Genomic DNA, 24,677 nt, shown 5'->3' on the forward strand with positions numbered 1-24,677 from the left:
GGGTCGGCATCCCAGCGGGCGATCCATTGGGAGTCTCCCTGATCGTAGACGACCAGGCGTGGAGGTGTTTCGCCGCTCTCGAACTGCGGCAGAAAGCGGTAGAGCGCCACCATCATGAAGACCGAAAACATCAGGCTCAGGATGCTGCGGTTCTTGAAGGCATCGAGCAGGTCCTTGGCGGCAATCGTGCCGATGATCCGGAGATTTAATCTGTGGAGGTTCATGTTTTGTCTCGCTTTCGATATTGGCCGATCAATAGAGTTCATTTCCGGTGAGTTTGATAAAAACGTCTTCCAGCGTGGCTGCTTCGCCTTCGCCGTACTCGGCTTTCAACTTGTCCGGTGTGTCAATGGCGACGATCCGGCCTTCGTCGATGATCGCCACGCGGTCGCTCAATCGGTCGGCCTCTTCCATGTAATGGGTGGTGAGGAACACCGTCACGCCTTGCTCCACGAGCTGCTCGACGATTTTGCGGATTCCACGCGCCACGCCCGGATCCAGGCCTCGGGTCGGTTCGTCTAGAAAGAGCACCTTGGGTCGATGCAGCAGCGCACGGGCGATGAGCAGCCGCTGTTTCATGCCGTTGGAGTAGGTCTTGATTTTATCCTTGGCACGATCGAGCAGCCCGACCTGCGCCAGCATCTCGTCGATGCGGCGCCTGGGCACGCCGTACAACCGGGCCGAAAATTTCAGATTGTCGCGGGCGGAAAGGCGCTCGTATAGATTCTGGTATTCGAAGACCACGCCGATCTGCGGCTTCAACTGCTGGCGCTCCTCGACGACGTCGCAGCCGACGACCTGTGCCGAGCCGGAGGTCGGCCGAAGCTGCCCCGTGAGCACTTTGATGGTGGTCGATTTTCCGGCGCCGTTGGGCCCGAGAAATCCGAAGACCTCGCCGAACTCGACCTCGAAGCTGATGCCCCGCACGGCTTTCACGCCGTTGTAGTAGCGGTGTAAATCCTGGACTTGAATAGCTTTCATCTCGTGTTTCTCCTGTGTACCGGTTGTGTTCTGGTCACCATCAATTGCGTTTCGATTTGGCCCAACGATACACATATAAAGAAAGCGCTGCAATAAAAAATCGCCGAACGGCGGATTTTGGAGGTTGAACGGTGCCTTGAAAGGGTTCAGTGGAGAGAAAAAGTGGCCTGAATTCTCCGATAATCGTGCGATTTGGGACAAAATCAGGCGAGCTTGGGGTGGTAGTTCTGATCTTCCGGATCGGCTTCAATAGCCAAGCAGGTCTTTGAGCTCGGCGGCGGCGGTCTTACTGAGCGGAATCAGCGTGGCTTCCTCGTCGTCGAGACGCAGCGAATAGCTGTTGCGCGTGAAGGGGATGACTTCCGTGACGTGCTGCAGGTTGACCAGGTAACCGCGGTGGGCGCGGAAGAAGCCGCTGCGGGCCAGGCGGATTTCGAGTTCGGACAGCGTGAACTGCGTGGACAGGCGTTCACCGTACGTGGTGTGCAGATCGGCCCGGCCCTCTTCGGCGTCGGCGTAGATGATGTCGGTCGGATTGACCAGGGCCACCCGTCCTTCCAATTTGACCGGGATTTTAAACGGCGCCGAGATCTGGCGTTCTTCGTCGGGTTTGACCGTCGATTGGATGCGGCCTTCGTTGAGCACGTGGATCGTGTCGCAGATCGGTTCGAGCAGCGTGCTGTCGTCGGCCAGGATGAGCACCGCTGCTCCGCGCTCGGCGAGAGCGCGTATCAGATCGGAAAGCAAGTCGATCGAAGATTTGTCGCAGCGGGCAAAGGGTTCCTCCAGGATCAGCGCCTCGGGATCGTGCAGGATGGCGCGCCCGAAGGCCAGGCGCCGCTGCAGGCTGGAGGACAGTTGGTCCAATTTGGATTTGCCGTGATCACCGAGTCCGACTCGCTGCAGGGTTTCCTGCGCTTTGGACTTCGGAAGGCCATGCAGTTTCCCGTGGAACTGCAGATTGGCGATGGGTGAACGCTGCTGGTAGAGTCCGTCTTCGGCGAAGAGGAAACCGACGCGGCGGCTGTATTCCTCACGGTCCGCGATGGGATCGAGCCCGGCCACGCGCAGCGTGCCGGTGGAAGGTCGTGATTTGCCCGTCAGCATGGCGAGCAGTTCGACCTTGCCGCTGCCGACCGGTCCGACCAGACCGACGACCTGGCCGGCCAGGACCTTCAACACGGAAATGTCGACCGCCGTACGTTGCCCAGTGGTTTTTTGCAGGTTTTTCAGTTCAATCATGGCCGTCGGCAAAATCGGATGATGTCTTGATTCTAGCGTCATTTTACCAAGAAGCCATCCTGGGGCGGCATCTCCCGCCTCGATTCGGTGTTGTCATCTACGACGGCAATACAGGAGGAGAACGTGTCCAAAATCGCGATCGTCACCGACAGCGACGCCAGTCTGCCCCAGGATGTGGCCACGAAGTGGGGTATCGTACAGGTTCCAGTGAACGTTCATTTTGGTGAGGAAACGTTTCGGACGGGCGTGGACATCGATGAGGCGGCTTTATTCGAGCGCATCGATCGCGAGGGTGCCTTGCCGACGACCTCCGCGCCGGCGCCCGGCGTGTTTATGCAGACCTTTCAGGACGTGCTGGATGGGACTGCCGATTCGATCGTGTGCTTCTGCGTCAGCAGCGAAGTCAGCGCGATATACAGCGCCGCCTGCACGGCGCGCGATTCGATGCCGCGAAAGGACATCTCCGTCGTCGACACGCGCACGTTGAGCATGAGCCAGGGGTTCATGGTCCTGGCTGCGGCGGAAGCCGCTGCCGGCGGGGCTTCGAAGGAAGATGTCATCGCACACGCTCAAGACGTCGGGGCGCGCTCGCATCTCTTTGCCGCCCTGGCGACGTTGAAGTACCTGGCGATGAGCGGACGTGTGGGGCACGTGACGGCGGGGATCGCCAACGTGCTCAACGTCAAACCGATCCTCACCATCTGCGACGGGAAATTGGACTTGTTGGAGCGTGTTCGCACGCAAGGCAAGGCGTTCGAGCGCGTCATCGAGCTCGCAGTGGAAGCTTCCGGCGGGAAGGCCGTCGAACGCATGGCGATCATCCACGTCGTCGCGCAGGAAGCCGCGAAACGATTCGAAGCTCAACTGCGCGAGAAGTTGACCTGTCCGCAGGACAGCTTGCTGGCCGACATGACGGCCGGTCTGTCCGTGCATTCGGGCGCAGGGTTGGTGGGTGTGTCGTTCGTAGTTGAAAGATAAACTTAACCCAGTCCGGCGTCAGCCGGCGAACGGTGTGGCATCCGAGAATCACCCCTGCATATCGCTGGGGTGATTATTTTAAAGTCTGGCCATCCGGGGACGGGGCTTATCGATGATCGTTGTAATATCGCAGAGCATGCCGGAACTCATTTTCATCAAAATCCGGCCAATAGACCTTACTGGCGTACAGCATGGCGCCAGCGCTCTGCCAGAGCAGGAAATTCGACAGGCGCATCTCTCCCGCCGTGCGTATGATGAGATCCGGATGGGGTTGACCGGCGGTGTAGAGGTGCTGCTCGACGAGGGCTTCGCAGACGTCGTCCACCGATGTTCCTTCACGCAGGATCTGGCGGATGGCGTTCGCAACCTCCGCGCGACCGCCGTAGTTGAAGGCGATGTTGAGGATCAAATTCCGGTTGTTGCGGGTGAGTTCGGTCGCTTTACGGACGTTGCGCTGCGTGGAAGGCGGCAGTCCGTTCAGCGTTCCCAGGTGCCGTAATTGGACGCCTTCTTTGTGCAGTTCCGGCAGCTCGCGTTCCAGAAAGGGGTCGATGAGTGCGATCAGGTGTTTGACTTCCTGTTTGGGCCGATGCCAGTTTTCGGTGGAAAATGCGTAGATGGTCATGTAGCCAATGCCGTGTTCCCCTACGGCACGGATGGTGCGGCGCAGATTCTCGACGCCGGCGCGATGACCCGCGTGGCGGGGCAGGCCGCGGGCGCGCGCCCAACGCCCGTTGCCATCCATGATGATGCCGATGTGCTGCGGCAGCGTTCTAACGGGTGCATGGATCGGACTTGAAGTCTGGGTGAGCGTCTTCGTATCCGTGTCCGTCATCCTTCAGCCCCCGACTTTATTCTCGCCCTGGCCTCCCGCCGGGAAGAAGATCGAATGCTGCGAATCTGCATCAGCAGATCCACGATGGGGGCGGACATGAGCAGCAGGGCGAGTCCGAAAAACGGCCAGGCGAACGATGTGGGCAGCGCATCCCTGATCGCTCGCTCCCCGTGGGGAAGCGCGCGCAGGGCATCCTGCATGAAGACGATCAACGCCAGGACCACGCCGGGAAGGCAGAGCGACCAGGCTTTCCGCGTGGGCCAGACTTCTCCCTCTGGATTGTCAAACAGAGCGACCAGCGTGCTGGCGAGGACGATGATCGCGGCGATCGCGAGCGGTGCAATCACGGGGCCCCACCAGGGCAGCGGCAAGAGAAAGAGCACGTCCCAGTCTATCAAGGTGTGCGGCCAGCCGACGGTGATCCAGAGGAAAAGATAATAGAAGATATCCCAGACGCCGAAGGTCAGTGCGGCATAGGCCGTCCGTGTATGCCGGTTACGGCCCGCCAGGTATCCGATCGAAACGATCATGATCAGGGTGGCGACTTCACGCACCAATTCGATCCGCCCGAGGTCGTTGGCCAGGGGGAGGGGATTCGTCTGGTAGGGATCGATGCGCCCCACGTGGATGCGCAAGTAAGTCACCGCGGCAGATTCGACCCAGGCGAATGCCGCAGCAAAGACGACCACCACCAGCCAACGTTTGAGGTTGCTCATCCGATGTCCTTCCATTTTATCTACCTTGTATGCTACCTCGCCAGGATGGCCTCCTTCCACTTTCTACATCCCGGCTCGTGGGCATCTGAGTGCTTGACAGAGATGCTTCCAGGCCTGAAAATCCAGGCGGGTTGAATGGGCCGGCGTTTTCGCATGGAGATCGCATGTCTGATCCTGATCTGAAACGATTGCAGCTCACTCTGGTCGAGGACAACGTTGCGCTGCGGGAAGCGCTGCGGGAGGGCCTGGAAGATTCCGGCATTGTGAGCGTCGTGGCGGAAGCGGAAGCGGGAGATCGCGCCATCGAGCTGTGCCTGGAAACGCCGCCGGACGTCATCTTGATGGACGTCCAGTTGGCCGGCGAAATGAACGGCATCCAGGCCGCCGTGGCCATTCGCCGCGAATATCCGCGCTTGCCTGTCGTTTTCTATTCGATCCAGGACGAAGACGCCTACTACCGCGATTTCCGCCGCTCCGGAATCCTGAGCCACTACGCTTACGTGCGCAAATCGAACTTTCTGCTGCCGGAGATGATCATCCCGCTGCTGCAAGATGCGATCTCCGGGCGGAGTTTCATCGATCCGGAGATCGTCTCGCGCGTCGAGGAAGTGCGTCACAAGGACGAACAATCCCCGATCGCTTTGCTGGAGCCCATCGAGCAGGACGTTGCAGGCATGCTCGCACAGGGGTTGACCAACGAACAAATCGCCGGACGGCTTGGTTTTCGGGACAAGCGGACAGTCAGCCGCATCAACGGGGCGATTTACACCGCCTGGGGTTTGGTCGAGACAGCGACGGATGAGAAAGTGGCCCGGACGCGAGCGGCGATCATCTATCAACGCGGCCAACTCATCGTTTGGGATGCGGATGGCGTTCCCAAGATCGCCAATCGAAAAGGGGAGTGGGTGCCGTTGGACGATGAATCTTGAGGCGCGGAAATTACGACAAATCAATTGTCAGCCACATGCGTGATGGAGAGGCCGTCGATTTGTCAGATCGAAATAGACCCTCAAAGTTGGCTCTGCTCGTAAAGTGTAGCGGAGGTTTTTTCCTCCTGGTCGGCGCCGTCGCGGCGGTGATGGGGCCGATCGAGACGTATTGTTTTTACCTGTTCGGACCCGGCGGTCGATTTCAATACCCGGGTTTTGGATTTGGTTCCTTGATGTTCGCAAACGTGGCCGTGCAGATCGCCGGCTACTATCTCATCGCTGCAGTATTCCTGCCATTGGGCTATGGACATCTCACCCTGAGGCGCTGGGCGCGGACACTTGGCGAAGCGTTGTTGTGGTGTTGGGTAGTGGTCGGTGTTCCGCTGGTGGTTTTCTTTGTGCTTGTATTGCTGCAGGCGAAACCGATAACCAAGGGTGTGCTGCCGCTGTTGGGATTGTCGTGTTTCCTCTTGTATCCCCTGATTCCCGCAGGTTTACTGTATTTCTATCGACGATCCGATGTCCGAGAAGTGTTCGAAACTCGCGATACAAACCGATCGGTGCTCGAGATTCTTCCTCGGGCTGTACTCGTTCAAGGCATTCTGCTGGTCTTCTTCGCACTCGTGCATCATTTGCCGCTTCTGTTCAATGGATTGATCCCTTTCTTCGGGGCATTCCTCACAGCAAATGACGGTTTCCTGCTTTCAGGTTTCATAATTCCGGGTTTGGTCGTTTTATCGGCCGGGGTGTTCGCGCGGAAGCGGTGGGCATGGTGGGCCTCGATCCTGTATCTTCTGCTCGTGGGAACATCCAGCGTAATGACGCTGTCCAGGGTAAGCTTCAAAAATATGATTGACATGGCAAACTTGCCCGTAATTGAGCTGCAGGCACTGCAAAACGTGCCGCTGCAAAGCGCCCACATTTTGATCGTGATCATGATGCCGCTGCTTTTGGCGCTGCTCGCCTTCCTTCGATCCCATCGAGATTTCGCAAGCTTTCGACCGGATCAAGCTGGTTGAAAAGTGAAATGGATACGATTTTTCCTACAGGTTTTTCTCTACCGCAGCTCGCGGCCCTTAATTGAAGGGAATCGAACCATTGAGCGGTGAATTCACGCTGGACTGGGCCGTTTTGGCCGTTTCTCTTTTCAACACCATCATCCTGGTATGGTTGGGTTTGGCCGTTTTGCTCAACGCAGAACGCCGGAGGCTGGGCGTTTGGGTGGTGGGGTGTGGACTGCTGGCCGGAGGCGTCTTCTTCCTGGGGCACTCGGCGGTTTTCGGACTGGGCTTCAATTTGTTCGGTCAAAGCGTGGCCCTATGGTGGCAGTTGAGCTGGATTCCCGTCGTCGCCTTGCCGTTTGCCTGGTACGTCATCATGCTCTGGTATACGGGATTCTGGGACGAAGCCGACACGCCTCTGCGACTGCGCCATCGAATCTGGCTGCCCGCCGCAGTGTTGTTGACGATTGCCACGGGGATCCTTTTTATCGTGGCCAATCCACTGCCCACTTTTACGCGGGTGCTGTTCGGGGATCTTTACAGCGCGGGTTCCGGGGAAAGTCCCCCCATGCTCTTTCTCATCTTCCCTTTGAATCTCGTTTTCTGCATCGGGTTGTCTTTGGACGTGCTGCGCCGGCCCGGACCGACGGGGCGTGTCATGGGTGACATCGCGCGCAGCCGGGCGCGGCCCTGGTTGGTGGCCGCTTCGATCGTGCTGCTCGTCGTCAGTCTGCTGATCGTGTGGGTGATGGCAGTGTTGCTGCTGGGAAGCGGAGACATCTTCCACGTGGACATGGCCGTGCCGCTGGCGTGGTTGGATTTATGCATTGCTTCATTGATCGGCCTGGCGGTTGTTCTCACCGGACAGGCGATCGTTTCGTACGAAGTCTTTACCGGCAAGACCCTTCCCAGACGAGGCTTGCGGCGATACTGGCAGCAAACCATCGGGCTGGCCGCCGGCTACGCCACGCTGTTGGGCTGGAGCATCACGATGCAGTTCCGCCCGATTTTCAGCTTGCTGTTGGCCACCATCATGATGACGGTTTTCTACGCCGGGATCAGCTGGCGTTCGTATGTCGAGCGAGAGCGGTACATGCAGCAATTGAGACCACTTGTCGTCAGCCAACGCCTGTACGATCAGCTACTGCGCTCGTCTACCGCGTTGCCGGCGGACGTCGATGTCGAGACACCGTTCAACGGTCTATGTGAGGACGTGTTGGAGACGCAGGTGGCGTATTTGGCGGCGTTGGGTCCGTTATCGCCGTTTACCGGCCCGCCGTTGAGTTATCCGAAGAAGTTTGAGGTGGCTTTCCCCTCGCTCGTTGAAATCAAGGAGCGCTTCGAGAGCCCGGAAGTGATCTGGTTGGCGCTCGATCCGGAGCAATACGGCGGCGCCAACATCGCGGTACCACTGTGGAGCGAACTCGGGTTGATCGGTGTCCTGTTCCTGGGTGAAAAACGCGACGGCGGCCTGTACACGCAGGAGGAGATCGAGATCGCTCGCACGATCGGAGAGCGCCTGATCGACGTCTGGGCGAGCGCTGAAATGGCCGGTCGGTTAATGATGCTGCAGCGGCAGCGCCTGGCCGAAAGCCAGGTGATCGATCAGCAAACGCGTCGTGTGCTTCACGACGAACTGCTGCCCCGATTGCACACCGCCATGTTGGCTTTGCGCAGCGAGCAGCTCGAGGGGGAGACAGCGAAGTCGCGGGCGATCGAAACGCTTGGAGAAGTCCACCGCCAGATCGCAGACATGCTGCGCGAGATGCGCTCGACGACGGCTCCCGAAGTGGCGACGCTGGGTTTGATCGGCGCACTGCGGCGGGTGGTCGAGGAGGATTTCCCGCAATCGTTCGACAGCGTCACCTGGAAGGTGGGAGAGGATGTCGAGCAGCAAATCGGCAGGATTCCACCGCTCATTTCCGAGGTGTTGTATTACGCCGGCCGGGAAGCGATCCGCAATGCGGTCAAACACGGCCGGGGAGCGGATGAGGGCGTGGAACTCCATTTGCGCGTGGTTATCGATTGCAAAGAAGGATTGGAAATCTTGATCGAGGATGATGGGCAGGGGATCGTGGAAAAGGATTCCGATCAGCGGAGCGGCGGTCAGGGTTTGGCTTTTCACGGGACGATGATGGCGGTGATCGGTGGGTCGTTGTCGATTGAAAGTGCTCCGGGGATCTTCACGCGCGTGGTCTTGTCCCTGCCGCGAGATGCGTGGTAGAAATTTCACGGAGTGTCTCAACCGACGATTGCGGTTTTTATCGGATGAATTGAAATTTAGGAGCAGCGTACATGCGAGTTTTGATCACGGGCGGCACGGGTTTCATTGGACGACCACTGACACGGAAAGCATTGCAACGCGGTTGGGAAGTGACGTTGGTCGTACGGGCGCCCGATTCGAAAGCGGCGCGCGAGCTTGCGGACATGGGCGCCAACCTGGTTCTGGGCGACGTCACAGATCGGGCCACGTTGGAGGCGGCGTTTTCGGTCGCACAACCCGAGCTTTTCTTCCACAACGCGGGTTGGTACGAGCTGGGCATCCCGCGCCGCATGCGAAGACGGATGTGGGGCGTTAATGTGGAGGGCACGGAAAATGCGCTGACGCTGGCGGCTGAATACGAGGTGCGTAAGGCCGTTTATACTTCATCTACAACGGCGTTGGGGGATACCGGCGGCGAACTCGTGGACGAATCGTTTACGCGTCGTGCGGAGCCTCTCAGCTACTATGAGTACACCAAGCGTGAAGCGCACGCACTTGCTGGGCGGCATCAAGCGGCCGGCGAACCCGTGGTCATTGCTTGTCCGGCGCAGGCGGTTGGTCCCGGCGATCATTCGGCGTTCGGGTGGTTGGCGCGGCTTTTTGTGCGCGGTCTGCTGCCTCCGTTCGTCTGGGCTCCGGGAAGCAGCTTTACTTTCGGGCACGTAGATGATGTCGCTACGGCGTTGATCCTGGCGGGAGAGAAGGGGAAAGCCGGGGAGCTATATTTTACTGCAGGGAAGGTACTTACGCTGCGGAAGATGCTGAAAGTTTGGGGGGACGCCGCCAATCGAAAACCGCCATTTATCTGGTTGCCCAAAGCGATCGCACTGGCGCAGGCCGCGCTGATCGCACCCCTGCTCAGGCTTGCCGGAAAGCCTGCGTTCATCTCGCCGGAGGTCGTGCGCAGCAGTTTCGTGTCTTTCCGCTACAGCTCGGCCAAGGCAGAAGCACAGTTGGGCGCCGAGTTTCGATCCGCAGAACAAGCGTGGAGCGATACGATCGAGAAGGAATTCTCTCGCACATCGTCGAATGAAAAGCTGAAACTTGATGCTGGAGATCAATGATTTTCGTTCGCCGGCAGCCAGACGGAGAAGCAGGAGCCTTCACCCGATACCCCCTCACTTTGGACGGTAATGCGCCCATCGTGGCGTTCCAATATTTCCATGCAAATGGAAAGGCCCAGTCCCGTTCCTGGCGCGCCGGTGATCTTGCTTGCCGATCCACGGAAGAAACGCCTGAAGATCATTTTTTGTTCTCCGGGTGAAATACCGAGTCCCGTATCGTCAACTTCGGCAATGACCCAATTTTTCCCCGATTCACGCTTTTTCCTTGCGCGCAGGGTGATCGTTCCCCCATTGGGCGTGTAGTTCATGGCGTTGGTCAGGAGATTGGTGAACACCTGTGTAAGCAGGCGTGCGTCTCCGGTGACTTGGGGCAAATTCTTCGTCGTATCGATGGTCAGTTTCAAGCCCCGTTTTGCGGCAAGATTCTGGCGATCGGTTACCAGCGAGGTGAGAATCTCGTTGATGTCGAGGGCGACGGGAACGAAGGGTACCGCATCCGCATCCAACCTCGAAAGCGAGAGTAAATCATCGATCAAATTAGCCAGACGCTCGCTTTCCCGTTGAAGGGTCTCCAGATACTCGCCAAACTTATCGGGATCGTCCATCCGTGTGTTGAGCAGGTCCAGGTAGAGACGGATGTTTGTCAGGGGCGTGCGCAGCTCATGGGAAACATCCGAAACGAATTGTGACTTCAGCCGATCGAGCTCCTTGAGCGCGCTGATGTCGTGTGAAACGCTGACGAAATTGATCACTTCTTCGGCGTCGTCACAAACGGGCGTGATGGTCAACGCCGCGTCGTAGAAGGTGCCGTCTTTGTGACAATTGACGACGTCCCCGCGCCAGGTTTTACCGGCCAGAATGGTGGCCCACAATTGCCGATAGAATTCTTCGTCGTGCCGCCCGCTTTTAAGAATGTTGGGTCGCTTGCCGAGCGCTTCCTCTTGCGAAAAACCGGTTAATCGTTCCCAGCCCGGGTTCACGTATTCGATCGTCCCGGTGACGTCGGTCACCATTACCGCGTCGCCGATGTTCGTAAGCAGTACGTCCAGGCGGTCTCGTTCGGCTTGGAGCGCCGCCTCCAGATTCTTTTGCCTGGAAATATCCAGAACGAGTCCGCTTACACCCTGCGGGTTTCCATCGGCGTCTGCAATCAGACTGGCTGCAAGCAAGACGGGGATGTGGCGATTCTGTTGCGAGGGGATTTCGATGTCGAACACCTCGCGAGTTGTGGATTGAAGTTTCCTCTTCTCGTCGAACTGCGTCATGATGGGTTGTTGGAGATTGGGAGGAAAGATATCGAGCACGCTTTTACCGATCAGGTCGTCCGCATCGTATCCACACAGTTCGGCCATGGCTTGGTTGACATAGGTGATCGTGCCGGCGGGATTGACTTGAAAGATTCCCGCGAGGGAAGTCTCAACGAGCGCACGATAGCGAGCTTCGGAGATGGAGAGATCACGCGTGCGTTCCGCAACTTCGGCTTCGAGTTGCTGCGCTTGCGCAGCGATTTGGCCAAAAAGGTGCGCGTTCTCCAGCGTGACCGCCGCCTGGGTGGCGAAAGCGTTCAACAGCTCAAGATCGGAGGACTTGAAAGGTCGATTGAGGCCGTCACGCTGCACCGTCATGGTGCCCATGATCCGCTGCCGAATGCTCAGCGGCGTTATGAGCAAGCACTCGAGATCGTCGTTCGATGTGCCGGGGATCAGCACGCCACGCGGATCGCTGGCGGTGTTGTTGAGAATTATCGGCTCTCCCTGTTGGGCGACGTATCCGACGAGGCCTTGACCGACTCGCAGGACCAAATCCGCGGCGGCCTCAGCGGCCGGACCCAGCGCGACTACGCAGTTGAGGTCGTCCGTTTGATTGTCGAGCAGGTGGATGCGGCTGGCGTCTGCCTGGAGCAAGCTCTTCGCTTCTTTGGCGATCATGCGCAATACGGTATCCTGGTCGAGGGAGGAGGAAATCGAACGGGCCGTGCGGATCAGAGCCTGTGATTCTTGCGCGCGTTGCGTGACGTTGGTATATAGGCGGGCATTATCAATGGCCACCGCTGCCATGCTTCCAATGGACTGAATCAGATCAGCTTGTTCCTTGCCAAAGGAACACTCCTCATTAAGGATGAAGAGGCCCAATCCGCCGATCGGTTTTTCGCCCACGATCAAGGGAACGCCGAGAAGTTTTTGAATTCCCGCCTTGACCCAGATCGGATTGGCTTCGGAGTGGTGCGGATAGTCTGAGAGCAGTATCGGGCTGCGCGCCTCGAGTACTTTCCAGATCAAACCCGTTCCGACCGGCGCCTGGGACAGACGGATTTCATCCGGAAGACCGATGACGTGAGGGAAGGTGACGCTCTTGCCGTCGTCTTCGACGAGACCGATGGCGCCGGCATCGGCACTCGTGACTTCGATGGCGACGCGAATCGTCGTCTCTAAAACGGTCGGTAAATCGAGCTCGCTGGTGATCGCCTGGGCCACTTCGTTACGCAGACTTTCTCGTTTCAATGCGGCTTGAATTTCGTTGCGGGCGCGCACCTGCCCCAGGGCTATGGCAATATGATCGGCGAGTGCGGAAAGCATGGGCCGGTCTTCTTCGGTCAACCATGAAGCGCTGACGTTGATGGTCCCAATAGGTTTCTCGGACAGGATCAAGGGGGCGATGATGGCAGGGACCTCGCCGATGATGCGCATGATGCGCGGGATGAAGGCCCTGAATCGTTTTGGGGTCAATTGCCTGACGAGTTCGGTGCGGTCGGTGGTAAATACAGCTTCGCCACTTTCGAGCACTTGCCGATACACGTCTATTTCGTTTGGGTCGAAGCGGTAGCCGCGAATTCCCAATCCCGTGAGGCGTTGCAGCGTTTGGGTTACTGCGTTGCTCATCGATTGGGACTGTACTTCGAGCATTCCGTCATCGGTTAAAAGCGTGGCGGATCCGCGCAGCTTTAAGCGGTGTAATTCTTGGGTGAGGGCACGGAAGACATCGGCTTCGCTGGCAACGGCTTTGCGCGCCACACCAGCGGCTGCGCGCAGAGCTGAGACCCAAAATGCTCTCGCCTCGTGATGAGGAACGGTATCTTCTTCCCTATACACGCCTTGATTTCCCTCTGTTATGCGTAGTGTATCACGGAACGAAAATCGCCACATTTTGTGCTGCGCGCGAGGCCGGAAAGTGGTCAATTAAAAGGCCAATGCGGGCTCGGATCGATGTATCTAGACCCGAAATGCAGAATTCACTTGACAATTAGTAAAGAGTACTCTAAAATATAGAGTGCTCTATATGAATTAGATGATGGATGCCGATCATGGTTCCACGGAGGCTGAGAATGAACATTTCGCGTGAGGAGGCTGAACGGTCCTTGCAAACCATTCGGGAAGTACGTGCCCAAATACGCACGTCCATCGCCAGCGGCAGTGTTCCCTTCCATATGATTCTGTGGGGCGTGATCTGGTTTTTCGGGTATCTCTGCAATCATTTTCTGGACGTCGAGACTGGTGGACGAATTTGGATCGTGCTCGCTATCGGCGGATCTATGGCGAGCGGCATCATGGGGTACCGTCTCGGTTCGCGATTTCGACTACCGAACAGCGGGCGCATTTGGCAAATTTGGGTCTATTTCTTCTTGTATGTTTTTCTTTGGATTTGGGTCGCCTGGCCGTTGGATGCGAAGCAAATTTCTTTACTAATCGCATTGTATGTCATGTTTGCGTACGTTCTCCTGGGACTGTGGCTGGAGCCAATCATCACCCGGGTCGGGTTGGCAGTCAGTGTATTGGGGCTGATCGGATATTGGCTTCTCCCGGATATTTTCTACCTGTGGATGGCGATTCTAGGCGGCGGTACGCTTTTCGGCAGCGGCATCTACATTTTGAAGAAATGGAAATGAAAATTGCAAAGGGCAGACGGACATGAGTATGTTGAATGAAATCATTCACCAGCCGGTCCGGATGCGCATCATGGCCGCGCTGGTGGCGTTGAATCCGGATGGACAATTGGAATTCACCCATTTGCGTGACGTTCTCTCTCTGACGGACGGGAATTTGGGTGCGCATCTGCGCAAACTTGAGGACGCTGGATATGTTGCGTTGGAAAAAACGTTCGTGGCACGCAAACCGCGCACGTTCGTTGCTGCGACGAAGAAAGGGCGCCAGGCTTTCGACGAGCATGTTGAGGCTCTGGAACAGATCATCAGCGGCGCAGAAATCGAGGGTGAAAACAGCCCCTGATGCCCGAGGGTCGACGGGCCGCACCGGGCCCGCAACGTCAACCGGCATCCGCGCTGGAATGACACGAGGAGATAGATATGGGCAAGATCATCGAGGTGAACGAAATCACCAAACAATATGGTTCGGTCCAGGCCGTGGATGGTGTGACTTTCCACGTCGAAGAAGGCGAGATCTTTGGCATCGTCGGACCGAACGGCGCGGGAAAGACGACGACCATCGAGTGTATCGAAGGTATCCGTCGCCCCGATAGTGGATCGGTAGGTTTGCTAGGCTACGTGCCATGGAAGGACCGTCTGGAAGTGGCGGAGCGAATCGGGATCCAACTACAGGAATCGGCGCTCCCCTTGCGCATTCGGGTGCGGGAATCCCTGGACCTGTTCGGCGCACTTTACGAGGAGCATGAAGATTCACAAGTATTACTCGACCGTCTCGAACTGGCTGATAAAGCGAAGGCCATGTTCGGCAAGCTGTCGGGCGGCCAGAAGCAGCGATTGTTTATCGCCCTGGCGTTGGTGAACCGGCCGCAGGTCGTGTTTTTCGACGAGTTGACGACGGGCCTCGATCCCCACGCCCGGCGATCGATGTGGGATCTTGTGCGCCAGATTCGCGATCAGGGCGCTACCGTCTTTTTGACGACGCACTTCATGGAAGAGGCCGAACGTCTCTGCGATCGGGTGCTCATCATGGATGAAGGAAGGATCGTTGCCCTGGATACGCCCGAAGCGCTGATACGCTCATTGGGTGTGGAACGTCGTTTGGTGTTCAACGTTGCGGAGGATTGGGATTCACAATCGCTCGTGGAGTTACCCCAGGTCGATCGCGTGGAGCAAATCGGCGAGCGGGTTGTGGTCTATGGAAGCGGCGAACGCTTCGTAAGTTCGGTCGTCCACGGATTGGAGACATCCGGCGTCGATTTTCGCGATCTGCGCACGCAGGATCCGACGCTGGAAGACGTGTTTCTGTCCATGACCGGCCGGCGGATGCGGGAGGAATAACATGCGTGGTTTAAAGGAACTCACCTGGATCAATCTGAAGTTGAACATTCGTGAACCCGTCGGCGCATTTTTCACGCTGGCGTTCCCCCCTTTGATGGTGGTGCTCTTCGGTGCGATGTACGGAAACGATCCCTCACCGATGCTGGGTGGTTATGGCTCGATGGACGTGAGTATGTCCGGATACACGGCCGTGATTCTCAGTACGGTCGGCTTGATGAACATCCCCATCACGATCGGCGCTTATCGTGAATTTGGCGTACTGCGCCGTTATCAAGCATCGGCAATGCGTCCGCGCGTGTTCATTTCGGCCGACGTGATCGCCAACATACTGATGACGATCCTGGGATTGGTTCTGCTCGTCCTGTTCGGGTGGTTGTTGTACGATGTGCGCTTCGAGGGCAACGTACTCAGTTACGTACTTGGTGTCATCTGGTGCGGATTGGCGATATTTGCCTTCGGCTACTTGATTGCCAGCCTGGCGCCGGGTGCGCGGACTGCGCAGGTGATCGGTATGGTGCTCTTCTTCCCGATGATGTTTCTGTCCGGCGCGACGATTCCGATGGAGATATTGCCCGAATCCATTCAAAACATCTCCAATTATCTGCCGCTTACGTACGTGGTCAATTTGCTGCGCGGCTTGTGGTTTGGGGAAGCCTGGGGGGATCACATTTTGGCTGTCACGATCCTGGCAGGAATTCTCATCGTGAGTACAGCATTCGCGGCGCGATTATTTCGCTGGGAGTAAGAATATACTGCTCGGATCTCTGCCGTTTTTAGATATACATTGGAAACGACCCGGTCGTATCCACTCATGCGAAGAATTTTGCTCGAAAGGGCGACCCTCTTCGCATTTTCCTTTACAGGACACGCTGGGGTTGATAGACTCTATAAAATAGACTAAATCGAGGTGAAGATGTCCCTTTTGGCGAATTGGAAAGAGGTGCTCGACACAGCCAATCTGTCTTCCGACAAGGAAATGGACGTGATCAGCAAATGGATGATCATCACCCGGGCGGCTGTTTTCTCGATGACCGCCACATCGGGTTTGATCGGTGGCTTGCTGGCCGCTGCGGGATCGGATCATCCGAATTGGTTGAACTTTGCTTTGGCGCTGATCGGCCTGGTGCTCGCTCACGCAGCCAACAACATGATCAACGACTTCTTCGATCTCGAGGAGGGCGTCGACACGGAGGAGTATGCCCGTGCGCAGTACGCTCCTCATCCGATCCTGAGCGGCATGATTTCCAAGCGCGGCCTCATGCTTGCCATAACGGCCGTCATGTTTATTGATGCACTCATCATGCTGTATTTCGTCTACACCGTAGGAGCGTTGGTTTTGGTTTTCGCGCTGTCCGGATTGTTCATCAGCGTGTTTTACGTTGCGCCCCCGATTCGTTTGAAGCACATCGGCTTGGGAGAATTGGGAGTCTTCCTGGTGTGGGGTCCGTTGATGATCGGCGGTACGTACTATGTGACGGCTGGTGTGCTGCCGCCGGCCGGCGTTTGGCTGGCATGTGTACCTTATGCCCTGGTGGTTACCACGGTGTTGATCGGCAAGCACATCGACAAGATCGAGGCCGATCGAGCGAAAGGCATCCACACGCTGCCCGTGGCAATCGGAGAATGCCCTGGCCTGTGGCTTAATATGGTGTTGATGGCCGCTTTCTATCCCATCGTCGTATTGCTCGTACTCACGGGCACCTTGGGTATCTGGGTTCTGCTGGTCGTTCTGGCTCTTCCACGCCTCGTACGCGTGCTCAAAATTTATACCGCGCCTCGCCCACAAGAACCCCCGGAAAATTATCCGGTATGGCCTTTGTGGTATGTATCCGCTGCGTTCTTCCACAACAAGTTGGCTGGCGGGTTGTTTGTTTTGGGGTTGATCATGAACCTGATCCTCCCCGTATCTTTGTAGCTTGGTCTATTTTCGCCTCCGTGAACGAACAATCGAGACGCCTGTTTCGGGGCGTCTCGATTTTGTTTTGACTTAAATCGACACGTTTTGCTTTGCGGGTTCAGAATGTGCAGCTACTTCTGACTCATGAGCAATTTTACGTATTGGGCGCGCTCGAAGGCGAAGGGATCTTCGACTTCGCTTTGACTCAGCTTCCCACGGAAATCGGATAGTTTATTATAGCCGTGCTCGTCCATCCAGCCTTCCAATTCTCGCAGCATTGTGGAAAGGTAGGGGATGCCATTCTCCAGGAGTGCGGAGGCCGATTGAACGACGGACGCGCCGGCGAGGATCGCTTTGGCGGTGTCCAGGCCTGAATGCACGCCGGTGTTCAAAGCCAGGTCGGCCTTGATCTGCTCGTAGAGAATAGCCACCCAGCGCAGCGGGAGTTTCATCTCCTGGGGGTTGCTGAATATCATTTCGTTGGTCAGCTCCTCCTTCTGGGTGTCGATGTCCGGCTGCAGGAAGCGATTGAATAATACGAGCCCCTTGACTCCACGTTTGGCGAGCTGCGCCGCCACGTTGGCCGTGGATGTGTAGTACGGGCTGAGTTTGACGGACACCGGGATTTTCACTTCACTCAGCACGGCCTCCACGATCTCGTAAAGCGACTTCTCCACGTCGGCGGCAGATTTATCCGTGTTGGTCACCACCGAATAGACGTTCAATTCGAGGGCGTCGACCCCCGTGTCCTCGAGCTGCTTTGCGTATTTCGTCCAGGTGCCGGAGCTGATGGCATTCAGGCTGGCTATAAGCGGCATTTTTACTTCTGCGCGAGTCTTTTCGACCCACATCAAATGTTCGCTGGCTTCACCGTGCTCGATGTGTGGAAAATAGGATAGGGCTTCCGGGTAGAATTCTGAACCGAAGGATAATTCTTCTTCCAGGCGTAGACTTTCAAACAGGATTTGTTCTTCGAAGAGCGACCGGATCACCAACGCGCCGGCGCCGGCTTGCTCGGCTTCTTTGATGCGATCGATGAAACTGGAGATAGAACACGCCGCGACCAGGATCGGCGTCTCGAGATCGATTCCCAAGTAAGTTGTTTTTATGTCGGCCATTGTCTCTCCTCTCGAAATTCAGCGGGCTCTTAAAGCATAACAAATAATACACCCATCTGGAATAGTGATAGGTGTCCTGCAATTTACAATGCCCTTTTACACTGTTGAAAGAGCGCAAAGGCGAATACCGTATAAGGTGGTTTTTCACCGATGTTTTTACGCGCATTAATGCGATTTGAAAACGAACTCATTTCAGTTCGATAAGAAGGAGTCATAGATGCCGAAAAAGAAAGTAGAGCGAAAGTTCGTTCCGTATGACGGCAATGCCGCAGCCGCACATGTGGCTTATGCCACGAACGAGGTGATTGCGATTTACCCCATCACGCCCTCATCACCGATGGGCGAGATTGCTGACGAGAAAGCGGCCAACGGACAGCCCAATATTTGGGGAACGGTTCCCAATGTGGTCGAAATGCAGGCAGAGGGTGGAGCCGCCGGGGCAGTACACGGCGCCTTGACCACGGGGGCATTGACGACGACGTTCACAGCCTCGCAGGGGCTGTTGTTGATGGTGCCCAATATGTTCAAGATCGCCGGTGAACTTACGCCGGCCGTTTTCCACATCGCCGCCCGTTCCGTTGCGGCGCAGGCGCTGTCGATTTTCGCCGATCACAGCGATGTAATGACCACTCGATCCACCGGGTGGGGCATGCTCTCATCGAACAGTCCGCAGGAAGTCATGGACATGGCGTTGATCGCGCAGGCCGCTGCGCTGGAAGCGAGCATTCCCTTCCTGCACTTTTTCGACGGTTTTCGCACCTCACACGAGATCCAGAAAATCGAAGAACTGACGTACGACGATATGCGCGCCATGATCGACGACGAATGGGTCATTCGCCATCGCCAACGCGCACTCTCCCCAGACCATCCTACGATTCGTGGAACGGCGCAAAACCCTGATGTCTTCTTCGCCGCACGCGAGACGGTCAACGCCTATTATCAAAAGGCACCCCAGATCGTTCAAGGGGCGATGGACCGCTTCGCCGAGGTCGTCGGTCGGCAGTATCACCTCTTCGATTACGTTGGCGCAAAAGACGCCGAACGCGTCGTAATCATGATGGGTTCCGGCGCAGAAACGACTCACGAAGTCGTTGAATATCTCACGAAGCAAGGCGAGAAAGTCGGCTTGATCAAGGTCCGTCTGTACCGTCCTTTCGATGGAAAGGCATTGCTGGCAGCCTTGCCCGAGACGGTGCGCGGCATCGCCGTGTTGGATCGCACCAAAGAGCCGGGCGCCGAAGGAGAGCCGCTCTATCTGGACGTTCAAAATGCGGTCACCGAAGCCGTCATGGACGGCCGCCTCAGCCGCGACGATATGCCTTTGGTTGTGGGCGGGCGCTACGGATTGGGCTCGAGGGAGTTCAACGCCGGTATGGCGAAATCCGTATTCGACAACCTGGCCGAAGACAAACCGAAGAATCATTTCACCGTCGGCATCGACGACGACGTCATGCACACCAATCTGCCGTGGGACAATTCATTCTCCTCCTTGCCTGAAGGCGTTCACCAGGCGATGTTCTACGGTTTGGGCGGCGATGGTACCGTCGGCGCCAATAAGAACTCGATCAAGATCATCGGCAAATCGACCGACAATTATGCGCAGGGACATTTCGTTTACGATTCGAAGAAATCCGGATCGATGACGATCTCGCATCTGCGCTTCAGCCCAAACCCGATCCACAGCACGTACGTGATCCAGCAGGCGGAATTCCTGGCCTGCCATGCGTTTCAATTCCTCGAGCGCGTGGACATCGTCAAGAATCTGAAACCGGGCGGCATTTTCCTGCTCAACAGCCAGTATCCCGCTGGCGAAGTCTGGGACCAGCTGCCGCAGGAAGTACAGCAGGCGTTAATCGACAAGCAAGCCAAGTTTTATTTGATCGACGCCTATTCCCTTGCGGATTCGCTGGGATTGGGCGCACGTATCAATGTCATCATGCAGTCGGCGTTCTTCGCTATCTCGGACATCCTGCCGGAAGATAAGGCGATGAAGATGATGGAGATGGCCGTCGAAGACACCTATGGCGACAAGGGCGAAGCCATCGTCGAGATGAACATCAAATCCGCCAACCTCGCCCGAGAACGCATCCATGAGGTGGATGTGCCGAAGAAAGCCTCCTCGGACATCCACATGCGTCCCCCGGTGCCGGCTGACGCACCCGAATTCGTGCAGCAGGTTACGGGCGAGATGATCGCTCGCCGCGGTGAGGAGATACCCGTCTCCTTACTGCCGAATGACGGCACGTATCCCGTCGGAACGACGCGCTTCGAAAAACGCAACATCGCGCTCGAGATCCCGGTCTGGGATCCCGAGGTCTGCATCCAATGCAACCAATGTGCGCTTGTCTGCCCGCATGCCACCATTCGTCCCAAGGTTTACGATGCTTCCTACGCCAACGGCGACTCTCCGGAAGGCTGGCAAGCCGTAGATGCCAAGGGTCGCGGTTTCGATGGTATGCTGTACACGCTGCAGGTCTCGCCAGAGGATTGCACCGGCTGCGGTACGTGCGTGTACATCTGCCCGGCTTACGCCAAAGACGAGTCTGGCAAGAAGACGGATCGCAAAGCCATTAACATGGCCGCGCAACCTCCGATCCGCGAGCAGGAAGTTGCGAAATGGAATTACTTCCTCTCCATTCCGGATCTCGATCCCGAACTGTTCAACCGCTTTACGACCAAAGGCTCGCAGTTAATGCGGCCGTTGTTCGAGTTCTCCGGGGCGTGTGCCGGATGTGGCGAAACGCCGTACGTCAAATTGCTGACCCAGCTTTTCGGCGATCGGCTGATCATCGCCAACGCCACGGGTTGCTCATCGATCTACGGCGGCAATTTGCCTACCACACCGTATGCGCCGCGGGACGATGGGCGCGGACCGTCATGGTCGAACTCGCTCTTCGAGGATAACGCTGAGTTCGGGTTCGGGATGCGTTTGACGATGGACAAACTATCGGACGTCGCACACGGACTGCTGGATAAAGTCGAACTCGATGGGAAGTCCGACTTGATCGCGGCGATAAAAACTGCGGATCTGAGTACGCTGGAAGCGATCGAAGCGCAGCGAGCACGCGTTGAGGAGTTGAAGTCGGCGCTCAAGGGACGCAAGGAGAACGAAGCGGTCAATCTGCTCAACGTCGCCGATTACCTGGTTCCCAAGTCGGTTTGGATCGTGGGTGGAGATGGCTGGGCGTACGACATCGGCTACGGCGGCCTGGATCACGTGTTGGCCTCCGGCCGCAACGTCAACGTGCTTGTGCTCGATACCGGTGTGTATTCCAACACCGGCGGACAATCTTCCAAGGCGACCCCGCGTGGCGCTGTGGCGAAATTCGCGGCTGCGGGCAAGGATATGCCCAAGAAGGATCTCGGTTCCATCGCCATGAGTTATGGGAACATCTACGTGGCACAGGTAGCTTACGGGGCAAACATGACCCAGCTGATCAAGGCCTTCCAGGAGGCTGAGGCCTACGACGGACCTTCCTTGATCATTGCATACAGTCACTGCATCGCGCACGGTATCAACATGACCACCGCGCCCGACTTGCACAAGGATGCTGAAGAAAGTGGGTTCTGGCCGCTCTTCCGTTTCAATCCGATGCTCTCGGAAGAAGGTAAAAACCCGCTGCAGCTCGACTCCAAGCCGCCGAAAGAGGACATCTCGGAGTTTGCCTACAAACAAAACCGGTTCCGCTCCTTGCGGGCTGCGGATCCGGATCGGGCCGAGAAGCTCCTGCAATCCTTGCGGGAAGATGTGATCGCTCGTTGGAAATTCTTCGAACAAATGGCGAGTCTCGACTTATAGGGATCCTCGCGATCGCCTTTCTCGACTCCCCGCGTAGGAGTACGCGGGGAGTTTTATTTTCGGACTCATATACGTTGCGGACTCGGCGCTATGCCGCCGCCTTGCTTGAGGCTGCTGCGTACTTCTGGAGCAAACGCATCGAACTCTTTACGTGCGAGCCGCTGCAGCCACATAGTTTCGATCGAAGCTAGGTTATATCCTTCCAGCGCGCGAGATCGATCGTTGAAGAATAACTCTCGATAGTCGCTGTCCATCACGGCGCGGATGATGATCGTCTGAACATCGTGCATCGACATGATTGCCTCCCTGTTCACGAACGCAAGGGTGAACGTCTACGGCTTCATACTCTGAAACGAAGCTCGTATGAAATTTGTGACGTGTGGGAGGGAGGCAGCAGTCGATTGCAGCTTTACTCGGCGATGTTGGGGCGGAGGATTTCGTGAAAGTGCGCTGGAAAACGCGTCGGTTTCCCCGTGTTGAAATTGATGAGCACCCAGTGGGTCTGGAGCTGTGCCAGGAGCGTGTCGTCTTGGGCGCGGGTGAATGTGTAATAACGGGTAGCCGACGCAGCGCGTAGATCGTAAAGCCAGGTCTCGATCTTCAATTCGTCATCGAATCGAGCCGCCTGGTGATATTTGATGCGGTTTTTGCGCGCCACGAAAGCGATGCCTTCTTCCTGCCAGCGGGAAAATGGCCAACCGAAGGACGCCGCCAGACGCATGGCGCAGTCCTCGGCGTAGGAGAGGTAGGCCGCGTTGGTAAGATGGCGCATGCCGTCCAGGTCGCGCCAATCGATCCAGCGTTTGAGCGAGAAGGCACCCGCCGGGGGAGGTGGTGGTATGGGAAACGGTTGGCGGGTGACGCTCTCCCCTTTTCCTCCTTCGGGGATGTAGGCCTTTGACACTTGAGCCGGAATGGAAGCCGGTCTGAGGCTGTCGCGCTCGATGAAGACCCAATCGCTGTACCCCCGGGCAAGGATTTCATCGCTTTCGGGGTCGATGAACTGATACGCTCGGCGTGAGATAACGCGCCGAACATCGATGACCCAGGTGTGCACCTCGATTTCGTCATCAGCCCGGATCGGCCGCAGGTACTCGATCTCACTCTCGCGGATGAGCCACAGCTTTCCCATCTTGCGATAGGTGGCGTAGTCGAGTCCGACGTCTGCGGAGGCCTGGAAAGCGGCTTCCTGCATGTAGCGCAGATAATTGGCGTTGTTCAAATGTCCGTAAGCGTCGCATTCATAGAAGCGTACGGTGAATTTTTCGATGTGTTTCGCAGGCATCCGTTATTTCCCCTCTGGTTTCGATTATTCGCTACAGGTAGCCATGTTCGCGATACCAATCGTAGGCTTCTTGTGCGGCCTGGCGGAATGGTTTGGGGTCCGATAGGTTCAGTTCCCGCTTCGACTTCGATGTGTCACAGTAGAGGTACTCACACGTCATGCGCAGTTGTGCACCGTTGAAGGGCAGGGGAAGCCATTTTCCCAGGACGTCACACAGCCATGCGGCGGGTCCAATCCCTCGCGTCGGGATCTTCAGCCAGGGTGCTCGACGACCGGCGATTTCCGTCAGCGTGCTGAAAACCTGATGATGCGACAGGTTCTCACCGCCGAGGATGTAGCGTTCGCCGGAACGACCGCGGCGCGCCGCGGCGAGATGCCCGGCGACGACGTCGTCGATGTGTACCACGTTGATCCCGCCGTCCATCCAGAAGACACCCCATCCGCGCGCGGCTTCCGTGACCATCGCCCCGCTGATCTGGTTGAGATCGCCCGGTCCGATGACCACGCTGGGGTTGACGATCACGACCTCGATGCCTCGATCGACGTACTTGAGCGCTTCCAATTCGGATTCCCGCTTGGCGTAGCCGTAGGGAAATCGTTTCGGGGGCAGGTTGTACGTGTGTTCTTCCGTGAGGTATTCATCGTGACGCGGAACCCCCATGGCGGCAACGGAACTGGTGAGTACCACGCGCTTTACGCCGGCGTCGGCAGCGGCTCTCAAGACGTTACCCGTGCCCGCTACGGCGGTTTGCCGCACGAGTTCGGGGTGGCGCCAGTAAGCGGATTGTGCGGCGGCGTGAAAAACGAGATCCACGTCGCAAAGCGGCTGCTGCAGCGTGTCGGGTTCTAAAATGTCTCCGACGTGAAATTCGACGGGAATGCCCTGAAGCGCTCGCAGCGAGGATGTCTGACGGTGCAGCGCACGGACTTCGTGTCCGTGGGAAATCAAAGCGCGGCATATGGACGACCCGATGAATCCCGTCGCCCCGGTGACGAGGACCCGTTCAGTCAATCAGACCCAGCTCGTGGCCGACTTCGCCCAGGATGTTGAGGGCCCGGTCGATCTGTTCGTCGGTGTGGGTGGCCATGTAGCTCGTACGCAGCATACATTGATCCGGTGGAACGGCTGGAGAGATAACGGCGTTGGTGTAGAGACCGGCTTCGAAGCACATCTTCCAGGCCATGAACGTGGCGGACATCTCGCCGATGTGAATGGGGATGATCGGGGTCACACTGGGTTCCGTGTTGTACCCCATGGCTTGCAAGCCGGAGCGCATGCGGTTCGTGACTTCCCAGAGACGTTCGTTGTGTTCGGGTTCGTTCTCCATGATTTCCAAAGCTGCCAATACCG

Annotated in this window: 22 protein-coding genes; 11 read left to right on the forward strand and 11 right to left on the reverse strand. The window is 57.2% G+C overall.

Features of this window, described 5'->3' with window-relative positions; genetic code table 11:
• The 3 genes from P8Z34_09895 to P8Z34_09905 all read right to left on the reverse strand — a co-directional run.
• Positions 1 to 224 (reverse strand): hypothetical protein (locus P8Z34_09895; protein MEJ2550983.1); only part of this gene is annotated, 224 nt, incomplete at its 3' end.
• A 28-nt stretch (positions 225 to 252) separates the two neighbouring features.
• Positions 253 to 981, reverse strand: a complete 729-nt coding sequence (locus tag P8Z34_09900; protein ID MEJ2550984.1) for an ABC transporter ATP-binding protein — start codon at positions 979 to 981, stop codon at positions 253 to 255.
• Between the two features lie 246 nt (positions 982 to 1,227).
• On the reverse strand, positions 1,228 to 2,265 hold the full coding sequence (locus P8Z34_09905; protein ID MEJ2550985.1) for a LytTR family transcriptional regulator DNA-binding domain-containing protein: 1,038 nt from the start codon (positions 2,263 to 2,265) through the stop codon (positions 1,228 to 1,230).
• Between the two features lie 81 nt (positions 2,266 to 2,346).
• On the opposite strand from P8Z34_09905, the gene P8Z34_09910 reads away from it, so the two are divergent.
• On the forward strand, positions 2,347 to 3,201 hold the full coding sequence (locus P8Z34_09910) for a DegV family protein (GenBank protein ID MEJ2550986.1): 855 nt from the start codon (positions 2,347 to 2,349) through the stop codon (positions 3,199 to 3,201).
• Positions 3,202 to 3,307: 106 nt separating this feature from the next.
• Here P8Z34_09910 and uppS read toward each other — a convergent pair whose 3' ends face one another.
• Both uppS and P8Z34_09920 read right to left on the reverse strand, forming a co-directional pair.
• A complete protein-coding gene (uppS, locus tag P8Z34_09915; protein MEJ2550987.1) occupies positions 3,308 to 4,036 on the reverse strand; it encodes a polyprenyl diphosphate synthase in 729 nt (242 codons plus the stop codon).
• On the reverse strand, positions 4,033 to 4,752 hold the full coding sequence (locus P8Z34_09920) for a hypothetical protein (protein MEJ2550988.1): 720 nt from the start codon (positions 4,750 to 4,752) through the stop codon (positions 4,033 to 4,035). The genes uppS and P8Z34_09920 overlap by 4 nt, the downstream gene beginning before the upstream one ends.
• 164 nt (positions 4,753 to 4,916) lie before the next feature.
• On the opposite strand from P8Z34_09920, the gene P8Z34_09925 reads away from it, so the two are divergent.
• From P8Z34_09925 to P8Z34_09940, 4 genes are all read left to right on the forward strand, one after another.
• Entirely contained in the window at positions 4,917 to 5,681 is a 765-nt protein-coding gene (locus P8Z34_09925) for a response regulator transcription factor (GenBank protein MEJ2550989.1), read from the forward strand.
• Positions 5,682 to 5,740: 59 nt separating this feature from the next.
• Positions 5,741 to 6,700, forward strand: a complete 960-nt coding sequence (locus P8Z34_09930) for a hypothetical protein (GenBank protein MEJ2550990.1) — start codon at positions 5,741 to 5,743, stop codon at positions 6,698 to 6,700.
• Between the two features lie 79 nt (positions 6,701 to 6,779).
• Positions 6,780 to 8,906 carry an ATP-binding protein gene (locus tag P8Z34_09935; GenBank protein MEJ2550991.1) on the forward strand — a complete coding sequence of 709 codons (2,127 nt, stop codon included), beginning with the start codon at positions 6,780 to 6,782 and terminating at the stop codon, positions 8,904 to 8,906.
• A gap of 71 nt (positions 8,907 to 8,977) precedes the next feature.
• The gene (locus tag P8Z34_09940; GenBank protein ID MEJ2550992.1) at positions 8,978 to 10,009 is read left to right on the forward strand and encodes an NAD-dependent epimerase/dehydratase family protein; all 1,032 of its coding nucleotides are present in this window, start codon (positions 8,978 to 8,980) and stop codon (positions 10,007 to 10,009) included.
• On the opposite strand, the gene P8Z34_09945 is transcribed toward P8Z34_09940, so the two are convergent.
• Positions 10,003 to 13,098, reverse strand: a complete 3,096-nt coding sequence (locus P8Z34_09945) for a GAF domain-containing protein (GenBank protein MEJ2550993.1) — start codon at positions 13,096 to 13,098, stop codon at positions 10,003 to 10,005. The genes P8Z34_09940 and P8Z34_09945 overlap by 7 nt on opposite strands.
• Positions 13,099 to 13,331: 233 nt before the next feature.
• On the opposite strand from P8Z34_09945, the gene P8Z34_09950 reads away from it, so the two are divergent.
• The 5 genes from P8Z34_09950 (at position 13,332) to P8Z34_09970 (ending at position 17,142) form a co-directional block, all read left to right on the forward strand.
• Positions 13,332 to 13,892 (forward strand): hypothetical protein, encoded by a 561-nt coding sequence (locus P8Z34_09950; protein ID MEJ2550994.1) that lies wholly within the window; start codon positions 13,332 to 13,334, stop codon positions 13,890 to 13,892.
• 22 nt (positions 13,893 to 13,914) lie between these two features.
• Complete coding sequence (locus tag P8Z34_09955) at positions 13,915 to 14,232, forward strand: transcriptional regulator (protein MEJ2550995.1); 318 nt, start codon at positions 13,915 to 13,917, stop codon at positions 14,230 to 14,232.
• A 77-nt stretch (positions 14,233 to 14,309) separates the two neighbouring features.
• Positions 14,310 to 15,227: an ABC transporter ATP-binding protein gene (locus P8Z34_09960; protein ID MEJ2550996.1), complete on the forward strand. Its 918-nt coding sequence runs from the start codon at positions 14,310 to 14,312 to the stop codon at positions 15,225 to 15,227.
• Position 15,228: 1 nt separating this feature from the next.
• Entirely contained in the window at positions 15,229 to 15,972 is a 744-nt protein-coding gene (locus tag P8Z34_09965) for an ABC transporter permease (GenBank protein ID MEJ2550997.1), read from the forward strand.
• 168 nt (positions 15,973 to 16,140) lie between these two features.
• Positions 16,141 to 17,142 carry a prenyltransferase gene (locus P8Z34_09970; GenBank protein ID MEJ2550998.1) on the forward strand — a complete coding sequence of 334 codons (1,002 nt, stop codon included), beginning with the start codon at positions 16,141 to 16,143 and terminating at the stop codon, positions 17,140 to 17,142.
• 113 nt (positions 17,143 to 17,255) lie between these two features.
• Here P8Z34_09970 and P8Z34_09975 read toward each other — a convergent pair whose 3' ends face one another.
• Entirely contained in the window at positions 17,256 to 18,242 is a 987-nt protein-coding gene (locus P8Z34_09975) for a dihydroorotate dehydrogenase-like protein (protein MEJ2550999.1), read from the reverse strand.
• A 217-nt stretch (positions 18,243 to 18,459) separates the two neighbouring features.
• Here P8Z34_09975 and nifJ point away from each other — a divergent pair, with 217 nt between their 5' ends.
• On the forward strand, positions 18,460 to 22,041 hold the full coding sequence (gene nifJ, locus P8Z34_09980) for a pyruvate:ferredoxin (flavodoxin) oxidoreductase (protein MEJ2551000.1): 3,582 nt from the start codon (positions 18,460 to 18,462) through the stop codon (positions 22,039 to 22,041).
• Between the two features lie 65 nt (positions 22,042 to 22,106).
• Here nifJ and P8Z34_09985 read toward each other — a convergent pair whose 3' ends face one another.
• From P8Z34_09985 to P8Z34_10000, 4 genes are all read right to left on the reverse strand, one after another.
• Positions 22,107 to 22,337 carry a hypothetical protein gene (locus P8Z34_09985; protein MEJ2551001.1) on the reverse strand — a complete coding sequence of 77 codons (231 nt, stop codon included), beginning with the start codon at positions 22,335 to 22,337 and terminating at the stop codon, positions 22,107 to 22,109.
• Positions 22,338 to 22,450: 113 nt separating this feature from the next.
• A complete protein-coding gene (locus P8Z34_09990) occupies positions 22,451 to 23,326 on the reverse strand; it encodes a thioesterase (protein ID MEJ2551002.1) in 876 nt (291 codons plus the stop codon).
• Between the two features lie 31 nt (positions 23,327 to 23,357).
• Positions 23,358 to 24,338, reverse strand: a complete 981-nt coding sequence (locus P8Z34_09995) for an NAD-dependent epimerase/dehydratase family protein (GenBank protein ID MEJ2551003.1) — start codon at positions 24,336 to 24,338, stop codon at positions 23,358 to 23,360.
• Positions 24,331 to 24,677: aminotransferase class I/II-fold pyridoxal phosphate-dependent enzyme (locus tag P8Z34_10000; protein MEJ2551004.1), on the reverse strand; the 347-nt coding region annotated here is incomplete at its 5' end. The genes P8Z34_09995 and P8Z34_10000, both read right to left, overlap by 8 nt.

This window comes from Anaerolineales bacterium (assembly GCA_037382465.1).
GTDB lineage: Bacteria > Chloroflexota > Anaerolineae > Anaerolineales > E44-bin32 > WVZH01.

Excerpts from the sequence above, each read along its gene's own strand:
- uppS (MEJ2550987.1), bottom strand. The coding sequence starts at position 4,036 with ATGACGGACACGGATACGAAGACGCTCACCCAGACTTCAAGTCCGATC.
- P8Z34_09940 (MEJ2550992.1), top strand. The coding sequence starts at position 8,978 with ATGCGAGTTTTGATCACGGGCGGCACGGGTTTCATTGGACGACCACTG.
- nifJ (MEJ2551000.1), top strand. The coding sequence starts at position 18,460 with ATGCCGAAAAAGAAAGTAGAGCGAAAGTTCGTTCCGTATGACGGCAAT.
- P8Z34_09975 (MEJ2550999.1), bottom strand. The coding sequence starts at position 18,242 with ATGGCCGACATAAAAACAACTTACTTGGGAATCGATCTCGAGACGCCG.
- P8Z34_09955 (MEJ2550995.1), top strand. The coding sequence starts at position 13,915 with ATGAGTATGTTGAATGAAATCATTCACCAGCCGGTCCGGATGCGCATC.
- P8Z34_09990 (MEJ2551002.1), bottom strand. The coding sequence starts at position 23,326 with ATGCCTGCGAAACACATCGAAAAATTCACCGTACGCTTCTATGAATGC.
- P8Z34_09985 (MEJ2551001.1), bottom strand. The coding sequence starts at position 22,337 with ATGTCGATGCACGATGTTCAGACGATCATCATCCGCGCCGTGATGGAC.
- P8Z34_09905 (MEJ2550985.1), bottom strand. The coding sequence starts at position 2,265 with ATGACGCTAGAATCAAGACATCATCCGATTTTGCCGACGGCCATGATT.
- P8Z34_09925 (MEJ2550989.1), top strand. The coding sequence starts at position 4,917 with ATGTCTGATCCTGATCTGAAACGATTGCAGCTCACTCTGGTCGAGGAC.
- P8Z34_09970 (MEJ2550998.1), top strand. The coding sequence starts at position 16,141 with ATGTCCCTTTTGGCGAATTGGAAAGAGGTGCTCGACACAGCCAATCTG.
- P8Z34_09965 (MEJ2550997.1), top strand. The coding sequence starts at position 15,229 with ATGCGTGGTTTAAAGGAACTCACCTGGATCAATCTGAAGTTGAACATT.
- P8Z34_09950 (MEJ2550994.1), top strand. The coding sequence starts at position 13,332 with ATGAACATTTCGCGTGAGGAGGCTGAACGGTCCTTGCAAACCATTCGG.
- P8Z34_09960 (MEJ2550996.1), top strand. The coding sequence starts at position 14,310 with ATGGGCAAGATCATCGAGGTGAACGAAATCACCAAACAATATGGTTCG.
- P8Z34_09920 (MEJ2550988.1), bottom strand. The coding sequence starts at position 4,752 with ATGAGCAACCTCAAACGTTGGCTGGTGGTGGTCGTCTTTGCTGCGGCA.
- P8Z34_09900 (MEJ2550984.1), bottom strand. The coding sequence starts at position 981 with ATGAAAGCTATTCAAGTCCAGGATTTACACCGCTACTACAACGGCGTG.